Annotated in this window: 11 protein-coding genes; 6 read left to right on the top strand and 5 right to left on the bottom strand. The window is 70.5% G+C overall.

Annotation, left to right across the window (positions count from 1 at the left end):
• Positions 1–7 precede the first annotated feature (7 nt).
• The gene (locus OG707_RS15295; protein WP_329118468.1) at positions 8–1,807 is read left to right on the top strand and encodes a GMC family oxidoreductase; all 1,800 of its coding nucleotides are present in this window, start codon (positions 8–10) and stop codon (positions 1,805–1,807) included.
• 69 nt (positions 1,808–1,876) lie between these two features.
• Here the strand turns inward: OG707_RS15295 and OG707_RS15290 are convergent, their stop codons facing one another.
• Positions 1,877–2,845 (bottom strand): LPXTG cell wall anchor domain-containing protein, encoded by a 969-nt coding sequence (locus tag OG707_RS15290; RefSeq protein ID WP_329118466.1) that lies wholly within the window; start codon positions 2,843–2,845, stop codon positions 1,877–1,879.
• Positions 2,846–3,087: 242 nt separating this feature from the next.
• Here OG707_RS15290 and OG707_RS15285 point away from each other — a divergent pair, with 242 nt between their 5' ends.
• On the top strand, positions 3,088–4,725 hold the full coding sequence (locus tag OG707_RS15285) for an LPXTG cell wall anchor domain-containing protein (RefSeq protein ID WP_329118464.1): 1,638 nt from the start codon (positions 3,088–3,090) through the stop codon (positions 4,723–4,725).
• 522 nt (positions 4,726–5,247) lie between these two features.
• Here the strand turns inward: OG707_RS15285 and OG707_RS15280 are convergent.
• Positions 5,248–5,508 (bottom strand): chorismate mutase, encoded by a 261-nt coding sequence (locus tag OG707_RS15280; RefSeq protein ID WP_329118462.1) that lies wholly within the window; start codon positions 5,506–5,508, stop codon positions 5,248–5,250.
• A 288-nt stretch (positions 5,509–5,796) separates the two neighbouring features.
• Here OG707_RS15280 and guaA point away from each other — a divergent pair, with 288 nt between their 5' ends.
• Positions 5,797–7,383: a glutamine-hydrolyzing GMP synthase gene (gene guaA, locus OG707_RS15275; RefSeq protein WP_329118460.1), complete on the top strand. Its 1,587-nt coding sequence runs from the start codon at positions 5,797–5,799 to the stop codon at positions 7,381–7,383.
• Positions 7,384–7,443: 60 nt separating this feature from the next.
• Here guaA and OG707_RS15270 read toward each other — a convergent pair whose 3' ends face one another.
• Complete coding sequence (locus tag OG707_RS15270) at positions 7,444–7,857, bottom strand: cupin domain-containing protein (protein WP_329118458.1); 414 nt, start codon at positions 7,855–7,857, stop codon at positions 7,444–7,446.
• Positions 7,858–7,895: 38 nt separating this feature from the next.
• On the opposite strand from OG707_RS15270, the gene OG707_RS15265 reads away from it, so the two are divergent.
• The 3 genes from OG707_RS15265 (at position 7,896) to OG707_RS15255 (ending at position 10,806) form a co-directional block, all read left to right on the top strand.
• Positions 7,896–8,687 (top strand): class II aldolase/adducin family protein, encoded by a 792-nt coding sequence (locus OG707_RS15265; RefSeq protein WP_329118456.1) that lies wholly within the window; start codon positions 7,896–7,898, stop codon positions 8,685–8,687.
• A gap of 142 nt (positions 8,688–8,829) precedes the next feature.
• Positions 8,830–10,104: a hypothetical protein gene (locus tag OG707_RS15260; protein WP_329118455.1), complete on the top strand. Its 1,275-nt coding sequence runs from the start codon at positions 8,830–8,832 to the stop codon at positions 10,102–10,104.
• Between the two features lie 171 nt (positions 10,105–10,275).
• Positions 10,276–10,806, top strand: coding sequence for a DoxX family protein (locus tag OG707_RS15255; protein ID WP_443071336.1), 531 nt, complete (start codon positions 10,276–10,278; stop codon positions 10,804–10,806).
• Here the strand turns inward: OG707_RS15255 and OG707_RS15250 are convergent.
• Both OG707_RS15250 and OG707_RS15245 read right to left on the bottom strand, forming a co-directional pair.
• Positions 10,713–11,000, bottom strand: coding sequence for a hypothetical protein (locus OG707_RS15250; protein WP_329118453.1), 288 nt, complete (start codon positions 10,998–11,000; stop codon positions 10,713–10,715). The two genes, OG707_RS15255 and OG707_RS15250, sit on opposite strands and share 94 nt — an antisense overlap.
• Complete coding sequence (locus OG707_RS15245; protein WP_329118451.1) at positions 10,987–12,273, bottom strand: PspC domain-containing protein; 1,287 nt, start codon at positions 12,271–12,273, stop codon at positions 10,987–10,989. Before OG707_RS15245 ends, OG707_RS15250 begins: the two co-directional genes overlap by 14 nt.
• Positions 12,274–12,383 lie beyond the last annotated feature (110 nt).

Here is a 12,383-nt window from a genome sequence, read left to right as displayed (position 1 = left end):
AGAGTCAATGTCCCAGGAGAACTCTGCCCAAATACCGTCGGACGACGCCGAGTTCGACTACGACGTCCTGATCGTCGGCTCCGGCTTCGGCGGCTCGGTCTCCGCCCTGCGCCTGACGGAGAAGGGCTACCGGGTCGGCGTCCTGGAGGCGGGCCGCCGCTTCACCCCCGGCACGCTCCCCAAGAACTCCTGGGACATCAAGAACTACCTCTGGGCGCCTGCGCTCGGCCTGTACGGCATCCAGCGCGTGCACCTCCTCGGCAATGTCATGGTGCTGGCGGGCGCGGGCGTGGGCGGCGGATCCCTCAACTACGCCAACACCCTCTACGTCCCGCCGGAGCCCTTCTTCAAGGACCGCCAGTGGGCGTCGATCACCGACTGGCAGGCGGAGCTCTCCCCGTACTACGACCAGGCCAAGCGGATGCTGGGCGTACGGCTGAACCCGACCATGACCCCCTCGGACGTGCACCTGAAGGCCACGGCGCAGGCGATGGGCGTCGGCGACAGCTTCCACATGGCGCCGGTCGGTGTCTTCTTCGGCGACGGCAAGGACTCTGACGGTACGTCAAAGGTCAAGCCGGGTACGGCAGTCGAGGACCCGTACTTCGGCGGCGCGGGCCCCTCCCGCAAGTCCTGCACCGAGTGCGGCGAATGCATGACGGGCTGCCGCCACGGCGCCAAGAACACCCTCAACGAGAACTACCTCTACCTCGCCGAGAAGGCGGGCGCGGTGGTCCACCCGCTCACCTCCGTCACCGCGATAACCGACCACGCGGACGGCGGCTACGCGGTCACGACGGTCCCCACGGACAAGAAGAAGTCCGCGCCGCGCGTGCTCCGCTCCCGCCACGTCGTCGTAGCGGCAGGCACCTACGGCACCCAGACCCTCCTCCACACGATGAAGGACAGCGGAAAACTCCCGCGCATCTCCGCGAAGCTCGGCGAACTGACCCGCACCAACTCCGAGGCGCTGGTCGGCTCCCAGACGACGGACCGCCGCTACGCCAAGAAGCACGGCGGGTCGAAGGCCGACTTCACACGAGGCGTGGCGATCACCTCCTCCATCCACCCGGACGAGGACACCCACATCGAGCCGGTCCGCTACGGCAAGGGCTCCAACGCGATGGGCTCCATGTCCATCCTCCAGGTCCCCTACAGCGCCCACCGGGTGCGCGGCTGGCTGGGCAATGTCGCCAAACACCCTTCCCTGGCGCTCCGTTCGCTCTCCAACCGCCGCTGGTCCGAGCGCACGATCATCGGCCTCGTGATGCAGTCCCTGGACAACTCCCTGACGACGTACCGCAAGCCGGGCGGCATAGGAAAGGGCCTGCTGACGGCCAAACAGGGCCACGGCGCCCCGAACCCGACGCAGATCGAGGCGGCCGGCCGTGCGGCCTCGCTGATGGCGGAGGAGATCAACGGCTTCGCGGGGTCCAACATCGGCGAACTGATGGGCACCCCGCTCACCGCCCACTTCCTCGGCGGCTGCCCGATCGGCGCCTCGCCGGAGGAGGGCGTGATCGACCCGTACCACCGCCTCTACGGCCACCCCGGGATCTCCGTCGTCGACGGCTCGGCGGTCTCGGCGAACCTGGGCGTGAACCCGTCGCTGACGATCACCGCCCAGGCGGAGCGCGCGATGTCGTTCTGGCCGAACAAGGGCGAGGCCGACAAGCGCCCTGCCCAGGGCGAGGCGTACGAACGCCTCGCGGCGGTCGAGCCGGTGTCCCCGGCGGTCCCGAAGGACGCCTTCGGAGCCCTGAAGCTCCCGTTCGTCGCGATCCCCCCGATCCCGCCGAAGAAGTAACTCCGGGCACACGAAGGGCGCTGCACCCCCCTCCGAGTGCAGCGCCCTTCGTGAGCTTGTGTGTGCCGTCTAGGCGGCGGAACCGTCCTTACGACGGCGGACGGCGACCAGCGTCCCGGCGCCGAGTGCGACGGCGATGCCGGCGGCGATCCCGATCGTCGGGACCATGGACGACGAGCCCGTCGAGGCGAGGCTGCCGGTCGCGGGGACCTCGGACGTGATGCCGCCCTGCGGGGTCTTGCCCTCGCCGGTGCCCTTGCCGGGCTTGGCCTGGCCCGGGTTCTCATTGCCGCTGCCGGGGGCGAGGACCGTGAAGTCCCACTCTGCGTAGGCGTCGTGGAAGCAGTTCTCGGTGCTGTCGAGGTAGCCGCCGAAGCCGACCGAGAAGCCGTCGCCCTTCGGGGCCTTCGCGCCGATGTTCAGGCGCAGCTTGAGGTCGACGTACTGCTTCGGGCCGAGTTCGGTCTCGCCGAAGGCCGCGCCGCCGCCGAGCACGTCGTCGTCCATCGACGTCCACTTCTTGGCGGCCGCGTCCCAGTACTGGACCTGGGTGAAGGTGCTCAGCCAGGCGTTCTTGTCCTCGCTCAGCGAGTCGTTGTCCACGAACAGCGCCCACTCGACGTAGCCGAGCGCCTGGTCCGACGTGTTCGTCGCGCGCAGCGAGAACGTGTGCCAGCCGCTGCCCGCGACGATCTTGCCCGGGAGGCCGTGGATGCCCAGTTCCAGCTTCGAGCCGAGGTCGATGCCGTCCTCGTCGAGGGGGCATTCCGACGGTTCGGCGGAGGGCGTGCTGCTCGCGGAGGCCGACGGGGACGGCGCTACGGCCGGTCCGGAAGCCGAATCGGACGGACTGGCCGAGGCCGAGGCCGAGCCGCTGGGCGTTGCGTCGGCCGGTGCGGTCGGGGTCGCGCTCTCCGTCGTGGCCGGGCCCGACTCGGTCGCGGACGGCGTCGGGGTGACCGGCTCGTCGGCGTACGCGAGCGGGGCACTCATGACTGCGGTCGCGGCGGCGACGGCCATGACGTGGCGGAGCTTCATGCAGACCTCTGGTGGTGCGACGGAACAGGAGGCCTTGCCGAAGTGCGGGACACGAGGGTGGGGCCGTTGGTTTCGCAAAGGAGACCGCCCGCCGAGAGGAATGGTTGCGTCCGTTCTCACAGAATTCTTATGTGACGCCGGTCACATCGGATCCGTACAACTTTCGCCGCCGCCTCCCGGTCGAACCGGTGCCGCCGCTGTCACAGCTGCCGCACAGGTCCCGCCGATCCCAGAGAGACGTGATGAGACGCCGTTCCCTCGTAGTTGCCGCAGCAGGGTTGATAGCCGTCGGTCTGGGCGGTGCTCCCGCATTCGCCGATACGACGGTCCCGGGCGCCCCGGCCTCCGCCGCCGCCCCCGCCGCGAACCCCGTTTTCACGCTGTCCGGTGAGGACACGGTCGCCGTGCACCCGTACCCCGCCGGCGGGAAGCCGAAGGCGGCCAGTTTCGACGTCACCCTCGAAAACCCCAGCCAGGACGAGGAGAACGGCGCCTTCGACGGCGACGTCACCGTCACCTTCGATCTGCGCGGACTGGCCGGAGTCGCCGACATCGCCTTCGACAGCGAGGGGTCGGTCTCCGACTGCAGCGTCACCGGCGCGACCGCCGTCTGCACGCACCACGGCCTCTGGCCGGGCCTCTCCACCGCCGCCCGCGTCGACGTCACCGCCGCCAAGGACAGCAAGCTCGGCGCCACCGGCAGCATGAAGGTGACCGCCAAGGCGGACGGCGCGACCTTCACCTCCTTCTCCACCAAGGTGACGGTCGGCGGTCCCGACCTCGTCATGAACAAGCTGCCGCTGAAGCAGAAGATCAAGCCGGGGCAGGTCCAGGGCGGCAAGCTCTCCTTCGCCAACACCGGCACCACGGATGCCGACGGTGTGCTGCTCACGCTCAAGGCCTCGCACGGCCTCGAGTTCGCGCAGAAGTACGGCAACTGCGAGTACACCGACGTCAGCGACCAGCACTTCGGCGACAGCACCGATGTGCAGTGCCACTTCTCCGGTACGTACAAGGCGGGCACGGTCTACGAGCTGGACGAGCCGCTGGGCATCAGGGCCACCGACCACGCGTACATCGAGTCCTTCATCTACCGGATCGAGGAGGACCCGAAGGCGACGTTCCACTCCGCCGGGCCGCTCCTCACCGCCACGCCGAAGAAGATCTCCACGCAGTCCTCGGACCTCGACCCCTGGGACAACCAGCAGGAGTTCGACTTCCAGGCCGTCAACAAGGCCGACTTCCGCGCGTACGGCGATGCCGTCACCGGCAAGGCGGGCGAGACCGTCAAGGCCAAGGTCGGCTTCCGCAATAAGGGTCCGGCCTGGATCGCGTACCTGCGCTCCGGCGAGAACGTCGCGGTCGTCGACTTCACCGTGCCCGCGGGCGCCGAGGTCACCAAGAAGCCCGCGTCGTGCGAACCGAAGACGATCGACGGCGAGTACCGCGAGAAGCAGCTGGGCGCGCCCCGCTACGTCTGCCCCACGTCGCACATCGTGAGGGAGGACGCGGACCTCGCGCTGCCCTTCGAGCTGAAGATCAACAAGGTGGTGAAGGACGCGAAGGGCGCGGTCACCGTACGGAACACGCACCAGCAGGAGCCGAAGCTCCCCTTCGACCCCACCGCGTCGAACAACACCGCCCAGCTGATCCTCAACGGCACCCCGAAGCCCGCCCCGAGCGCCTCGGCCACCCCGTCCCCGACGCCCACCGCCACCGGCGGTTCGTCCACGTCGGGCGGCAACTCCAACACCACGACCGACGGCGGCGGCTCCCTCGCCTCCACCGGCTCCTCGTCGCTGCTCCCGATGGGTGCCGCCGCGGCCGCGCTCGCCGCGGGCGGTGCGCTGTACGTCGTGGCGCGCAGGCGCAGGGCGTAGCACCTCAAGTACGGGAACAGAGCGAAGGGCCCCGCGGAGTCGCCTCTGCGGGGCCCTTGGCGTTCAGCACCGACGTCAGGGCAGCGCCGGTGCCGATGCGCGGCGCCGGGGGGTCGCGCCGCTGGTCTGTGCGCGTCCTGTGCGCCGGGGCGGACACGGGGCGCGCGGGGGGCGCGCGGATGGTCTCGACCTTTGGCAACTGGGGTGCGCAGTACGGGGGTTGTCTCTGCATCGTGCGGGATCGACGGCGGCTCGCGCAACCGTTTGGACCGGATCCCGCCTGCGGACGGCCGGCTCCGGGCGTCCCCGGAGCCGACCGTCTTTTTTCTGAGTGACCGGGCTGCTGTCCCCTGCCGTCCGGTCACGGGCACTGGGGCGAGGTCCCACGACGCACGTGCAGTACGTCTCACGCCCCAGCGAAGCCACGCGTGGTGTTGCCCGGACCAACGAAGGGGCGGTGGGGCGGTCACGCGCCATACGGGTGGGGGTGGTGCCCGAACTCAGATACGGCTCGGACGCGGCTCAGATCCGGCCCCGGCACAGCTCCAGCATCGTCATCGCCAGCGACGTCCCCGGCTTGCCCAGCGCGTCGCTGTAGTGGCTGAGGACCTCCATCTCGCGCGAGAGGTTCACCCGGCGTCCGCCCGACGTCATCCGGGCCTCCTGGATGACGGCGGACACGGCCATCCGCTCCTGGATCAGGCCGATGATCCGGTCGTCCATCGCGTCGATACGGGCGCGGGAGTCGCTGATGAGGTTCTCGGTGCTGGTGGTGGCAGTCATGTCCGTAGCTCCTGGTGGGAAGGGCGGCCCCCCTGATCGACCAGGTCCGGAAAGCAACAGGCGCCCCGGGCCTTGTCGGCCCGGGGCGCCTGGGAAGTTGCTGGCTAGTTGCTCAAGCAGCACGACCATGGCAGCCGGTGGGCCCGGTGCCATAGGTAAAGACGTACGTGAGGTGCTTGTGCATGGGGTCAGTATGGCCGGGCTTCGGAGGGAGAGACAAGTCCGATGTTCGCGGGCCGTTAGAATCGACAAAACAGACCCCCTTTGCATCGCCGGAAGGCCGCCCTCGTGCCAGCTGCACCCTCCGCCGCCCCCGACAGCAGCCCGGACGTAGTCCTCGTTGTCGACTTCGGCGCCCAGTACGCCCAGCTCATCGCCCGTCGCGTCCGTGAGGCGCGGGTCTACAGCGAGATCGTGCCCAGCACGATGCCCGTGGCCGAGATGCTGGCCAAGAACCCGAAGGCGATCATCCTCTCCGGCGGCCCCTCGTCGGTGTACGCGGAAGGCGCCCCGACCGTCGACCGCGCGCTCTTCGAGGCCGGGGTCCCGGTCTTCGGCATGTGCTACGGATTCCAGCTGATGGCGACCACCCTGGGCGGCACCGTCGACGACAACGGGGCGCGTGAGTACGGCCGCACCCCGCTGGTCGTCTCGCAGGCCGGCTCCACCCTCTTCGAGGGCACCCCGGTCGACCAGTCGGTGTGGATGTCGCACGGCGACGCGTGCAGCGCGGCCCCCGAGGGATTCATCGTCTCGGCGTCCACGGACGTCGTGCCGGTCGCCGCCTTCGAGAACGACGAGAAGCGTCTCTACGGCGTCCAGTACCACCCCGAGGTCATGCACTCCACGCACGGCCAGCAGGTCCTGGAGCACTTCCTCTACCGGGGCGCGGGCATCGAGCCGACCTGGACGACGGGCAACGTCATCGAGGAGCAGGTCGCCCTCATCCGCGAGCAGGTCGGCACCAAGCGCGCCATCTGCGGGCTCTCGGGCGGCGTGGACTCCGCGGTCGCGGCGGCCCTCGTACAGAAGGCCATCGGTGACCAGCTGACCTGCGTGTACGTCGACCACGGGCTGATGCGCAAGGGCGAGACCGAGCAGGTCGAGAAGGACTTCGTCGCGGCGACCGGCGCCCGCCTCGTGGTCGTCGACGCCGAGAAGCGCTTCCTGGACGCGCTCGCCGGGGTCTCGGACCCCGAGGCGAAGCGGAAGATCATCGGGCGCGAGTTCATTCGCGTCTTCGAGCAGGCGCAGGCCGAGATCATCGCCGAGGGCGGCGAGGATGTGGCCTTCCTGGTGCAGGGCACCCTGTACCCGGACGTCGTGGAGTCGGGCGGCGGCACCGGCACCGCCAACATCAAGTCCCACCACAACGTGGGCGGGCTCCCCGACGACATCGAGTTCGAGCTCGTCGAGCCGCTGCGCCAGCTCTTCAAGGACGAGGTCCGGATGGTCGGCCAGCAGCTGGGGCTGCCGGAGGAGATCGTCCAGCGCCAGCCGTTCCCGGGCCCCGGCCTCGGTATCCGTATCGTCGGCGAGGTCACCAAGGAGCGGCTCGACCTGCTGCGCGATGCCGACGCGATCGCCCGCGAGGAGCTGTCCGCGGCCGGTCTCGACCGTTCCATCTGGCAGTGCCCGGTCGTGCTGCTCGCGGACGTGCGGTCCGTGGGTGTGCAGGGCGACGGGCGGACGTACGGGCACCCGATCGTGCTCCGGCCCGTCTCGTCCGAGGACGCCATGACGGCGGACTGGACGCGGATGCCGTACGACGTGCTCGCGAAGATCTCGACGCGGATCACCAACGAGGTGGCCGATGTGAACCGCGTCGTCCTCGACGTGACGAGCAAGCCGCCGGGCACCATCGAGTGGGAGTAGTCCCTCTGCGCTTCACCGCGACGCCGCCGTTCACCTTGTGTGAGCGGCGGCGTCGTCGCGTCAGGGCTCCATCGTGAAGTCCTCGAAGTCGAAGCCCGGGGCCACGATGCAGCTCACCAGGGTCGGCTCGTCGCCCGCGGGTTCCGCCGACTGCAACGCGCCCGCCGGGACGAGGAGTTGGGGGCGCTCGCCCTTGGCCACGTCCGGGCCCAGGACATGCTCCTCGCCCGCGATGGTCAGCCGCAGCGGGCCGCCCCGGTGCCAGAGCCACATCTCGTCCGAGCGGACGGTGTGCGGGCGCGAGACCTCGCCCGGGTGGAGCAGGAAGTAGATGCCGGTGGCGTACGCGCGCGGGCCCGGATAGCCGTCCGGGGTTCCGGTGGCGGACGTCTTCCAGGTCTCCCGGTACCAGCCGCCTTCGACGTGGGGCTGCAGGCCGAGAAGTTCGATCAGTTCGGAAAGGTCGGATGCCATGCATTCCATGCTGCCGTAACCGCAGGTAGCTTGCGCCCATGACAGAGACGCCCGCGCCCGGCCCCGCGCCGATACCCGTAGAGCAGCTGGAATTCGCGCTGCCGCCCGTCCACGAGTCCGTCGAGGACGAGCGGGCGTACCGGAAGCGACGGCTCGCGGGGGCGCTGAGAATCTTCGCCGAGTACGGGTACGAAGAGGGCGTCTCGGGTCATATCACCGCCCGCGACCCGGAGTTCGACGACTGCTACTGGGTCAACCCCTTCGGGATCCCCTTCGCGCAGGTGCAGGTCGACGACCTCGTCCTCGCCAACGGGGACGGGCAGGTCGTCCAGGGCACCCGCCACGTCAACCAGGCCGCCTTCGCGGTCCACGCCCAGGTGCACCGGGCGCGCCCCGACGTCGTGGCCGTCGCGCACAGCCACTCGCTGTACGGGCGGGCGCTCGCCGCGCTGGGCGGGCTGATCGAGCCGTACACGCAGGAGGCCTGCGCCTTCTTCGAGGACCACGCGCTGTACGACGCGTACACGGGCGTCGTCGTGGACGAGGAGGAAGGGCGGCGGATCGCGGCCGCGCTCGGTCCGTACAAGGCCGTCGTCCTGCGCAATCACGGGCTGCTGACGGTCGGGGACTCGGTCGACGCGGCCGCCTGGTGGTTCATCACCATGGAGCGGTGCGCGCAGGTGCAGCTGGCGGCGCGGGCGGCGGGGCGGCCCGTGCTCATCGAGCAGAAGAAGGCCCTCGCCACGCGCGATCAGCTGGGGAGCGATCTGGTGGCGTGGATCAACTATCAGCCGCTCTGGCGCAGGTGGGTGGAGCCCTTGAACTCCTGAGTCAACCTGATGGAACGTCAATCACCCCGGCTGAGCTGACCTGCTGCATGGGGCGTGCCTTCCGTACGGCACAATTCGCCTGCAGCAGGCGGTTGTTGGAGCCTGCGCGGGTTTCAACGGGGTGGGAAAGGCGGCGTTCTTCGTGGCGGTGCAGGAAGCAAGGCAGAGCGGCGGCGCACAGCACGGTGGTGGCTGTACGTGCGGCGACTGCCCGCATGGCGCGCGCGAGGGACATCGCAGGGCGGTCGCGGCATTCCTGGCCAAGCGGGACGAACTGGCCGCGGGGCAGGGGCTGCCGGGCGGTGTCGCGCACTCGGCCGGGGCGTCGCGGCAGTGGGTGTCGGACGAACTGACGGAGTCCGCGCGCGCGGTGGCCGACCGGAGCCGCGAGGCGGGCGAGGCGTGGCCCCAACTGGTGTGGCGGCACACGGTGTTCGTGGTGTGGGGCGCGGTCCTCGCGCTCGTCCTCGTACAGACCGCGACGGCGATCGGGGCCGGCTGGTCGGCGGCGCGCACCGCAGGTCTGGTCGCGGCCGTGGTCGTCGGCGGGCTCCTGACGGGCGCCGCGCGGGTGCACCGGGCGCGGGGCGGGCTGCTCGCCCCCGTGATCGGCGAGGACAACCGTCTTTCGACGTCGCGCGCGGTGGCGGGATTGTGGGTGCTGCTGGTCGTCTTCGCGGTGCTGGTGCTCGCGCTGGAGCTGGCGCAGGCGTCCGAGCACGGGAAGCGCGATGCGCTGATCGACGGGCTCGAGCTCGCGCGGGGCGCGGGTGTGGTGACGGTGCTCGCGCTGGTGTGCGCGGTCGCGGTGGTCGTGCGCAGGGTCGTGGGCGTACGGGTGCATGCGCAGAAGCTGCAGAAGGTACGGGCGGACCGGCCGCGCGCCGCCGATCTGCTGACGGACGACGCGGGGCGCGGGTCCTTCGCGGACGTGCAGTACGTGCTGATCAGCACGGTGGCCGTGGTCTTCGCGGGCGTACGTCTGGCCCGGCGGCCCGAGCAGCTGCCCGACCTGCCGTGGGGGCTCGCGCTGCTGGTGGCGGTGTCGGCGCTGACGTACTTCGCGGGCAAGTACGCGGAGGGCGGCCGGCCGGTGGTGCTCTCGGTGGTGCGGGCGCGGGAGGCCGGGGACCTGGACGCGCCGATCCGGACGGGCGACGACATCGAGATCCGCGGCGCGGGCTTCGTACCGCCGGGGGCGCAGACGCCGGAGCGCCTGGCGCGGATGGTGGTGCGGATCGGGGCGGTGCACGTGCACGTCCCGCTGGTCCCGGTGATGGGCGGCTTCGCGAACCCCACGGACACGGTGCTGACGGTGCCGGTACCGGTGGAGGTCGAGCCGGGGATGGTGGACGTACGGGTGGTGACGGCGGCGGGGGTCGAGACACCCCCGGTAGCGATCGACGTGACCGACTGAGCCGCAGGCAAATCAAGCCCGTCCGGCGATTGAGGACAGGCGGCCGAAGGTCGCCTACGGGTGGGGGCGAGCCCCCGTTGAGCCCGAACGCCGCACCATGCGTATCTCTATTCGAGACCCGCAGGGAGAATCGTGCCTGCGCACTGGGCGAGCGGAGAGGCGGGACCTGTCATGGTTCACGGATATCGGATGGACGGCGGCACCACCACACCCCTCGGAGGGATCCAGGAGGCCGCCGGGTGGCGGGCGACCGCCCGCCGGTACTCGCTCCTGCCGCTCCGCCTCTTCCTCGGCATCACCTTCGTCTACGCCGGCATCGACAAGCTCACCGACAGCGCCTTCTTCCACGCCACGGGCACCGGATCCGTCGGCGAGCTGATGACCTCCGTAAGAGATAGCGCCGCGATCCCCGCGCTCGTCGACCTCGCCCTGAAGAGCCCCGCCGGCTTCGGTTACGCCATCGCCTTCGGTGAACTCGCCGTCGGCATCGGCATCCTGCTCGGGCTCTTCGGGCGGATCGCCGCCCTCGGCGGGGCGCTGATCTCGCTCTCGCTCTGGCTGACCGTGAGCTGGCAGACGACCCCGTACTACTACGGCAACGACCTCGCCTACTTGATGGCCTGGCTCCCGCTCGTGCTCGCCGGGACCCCGCTCTTCTCGCTCGACGCGATCCTGGCCGTACGCCGGCGCCGCACCCTGTAGGCGACCCAGTTCACCGCGCCGGCCACCAGCAGGCCGGCGACGACCGCCGGTCCCGCGGCCTCCGACGGGGTGTTCCACGCGCCGCCCGCGTCGCCCAGATAGGCGATGGACACCCCGATCAGGACCAGGCCCGCCAGCAGCTTGCCGGGCCTGAACTCGTGGCGGTACTCACCGCGGTAGTCACTGTGCGGCACGGGCCACCTCCGCCTGTCCGACGCCGACCTTCAGGTCGAGCTCGATGGTGCCGCCCGCGGTGGTCCCGTTGGGCGGGCTGAGGGTCATGGTCTTGTGCTGGCCGGGCGAGACGTTGACGTCGTTCTCGTTCTCGCCGGGGACCCGGATGTCTCCCAGCGCGACGTCGACGGTCAGGTGCACGGTCGCGTTCTTCGGTACGACCACCTTCATGAGGCCCGCGCCCACCTCCGCCCGGGTCGTCACGGACTGGCCCGCCGGGATCGTGAGGGTGCTCAGGTCGAGGGTGCCGTGGCCCGAGCCGATGCGGTACTTGGGCTCCACCGAGGTGATCGAGGCCGGTTTCCACTCCGTGGGCGACCAGTCCGTGCTGATGTCCTTGGGCAGCGCGGAGGCGCCCGCGAGGAGCCCCGCCGTGACCAGCGCGAGGAAGATCGTGCCGACGCCCGTACGTCCCGCGAACGCGCTGATCACGAAGCCGATGCCGAAGACGGCGAGCGCGCACGCGAAGCCGATCTGCAGCGCGGTGCCGAGCGGCTGGTGGTCCCAGGCGAGACCCGTGCCCAGGCCGCCCCAGATCAGCGCGTTGAGGAAGATCCTGCCGCCGATACCGCGCGGGCCGCGCACCGCGGCGGAGGCGGTACGGGGCGACTTCCTGCGCGAGGCGGGCGCCACGTCCTCGGGGGTGTCGGCGGGGCCCCAGAGGTAGCCGGAGCCGACCGGGCCCGTCGTGCCGTCCTTGACGATCGGGTCCCGCCACCACGAGGGGCCGCCCGGGGCGGGTGGCGCCTTCGTCTCCGGCGGGGCGTCCGCGACCGTCTGAGCGGTCAGCGGGTCGAGCGTCTCGTCGTCCGCGAGCCGGCGGCGCTGGGACCAGACGGAGGCGCCCGCGACGCCCAGGCACAGCAGGGCGGCGAAGACCAGTACGGACACGTAGCTCAGCATCGAGAGGAACAGCCCGCAGCCGACCAGGGCGAAGAGCACCGCCATCATCGACGTGCCCTCGACGCGGCCGGTCAGCAGTCGGCGGGCCTCGTTCTCGTCCTCGCCGTCGAGCGGGACGAGCAGCCAGGCGAAACCGTAGAAGATCAGGCCGACGCCGCCGGTCACGGCGAGCACGCCGAGCACGACCCGGAAGATCACCGGGTCGAGGTCGAAGTGCCGGCCGAGCCCGCCGCACACCCCGGCGACCACCTTGTTGCTGCGGTGGCGGCGGAGCTGGGGGCGGTCTTCGGCCGGGGCTTCCGCTACGGCTTCGGCTTGCTGGTCCGTCATACGTACATGGTGACGGGCGGCAGTGACGGATGGGAGCCGGGGCGACCCTGGCCGTTCCCTGATTTCCGTACGCACGACTAGGGGGTCATCCCTGATGCCACGGCCTGCCC

The organism is Streptomyces sp. NBC_01465 (assembly GCF_036227325.1).
Lineage (GTDB): Bacteria > Actinomycetota > Actinomycetes > Streptomycetales > Streptomycetaceae > Streptomyces.
Note: the sequence above shows the minus strand (reverse complement) of the source record. Positions and strands in the feature narration are given on the sequence as shown.